This window comes from Bradyrhizobium uaiense (genome assembly GCF_010811875.1).
GTDB lineage: Bacteria > Pseudomonadota > Alphaproteobacteria > Rhizobiales > Xanthobacteraceae > Bradyrhizobium > Bradyrhizobium uaiense.
On the sequence record NZ_VKHP01001279.1, the window covers coordinates 1 to 209 of the forward strand.

Annotated in this window: 1 protein-coding gene; it reads left to right on the forward strand. The window is 57.4% G+C overall.

The annotated features are described in order from the left end of the window. A partial coding sequence (locus FNJ47_RS49625) for a transposase (protein ID WP_163163978.1) occupies nucleotides 1-209 on the forward strand: 209 nt, incomplete at both ends.

A 209-nucleotide genomic window follows, 5' to 3' on the forward strand; every position in this document is an offset into this window, starting at 1 on the left:
ACTTGTCGGCGGCAAGGATGCGGTGCTGGTCATTGATGACACCTCATTGCCGAAGAAGGGCGAACGCTCGGTTGGTGTTGCAGCTCAATACGCGTCGGCTCTCGGCAAGACGGCAAATTGCCAAACGATGGTGTCTTTGACGCTTGCGCGCGGCGAAGTGCCAGTGATGGTCGCGTTACGTCTCTTTCTGCCTGACAGTTGGACAAGCG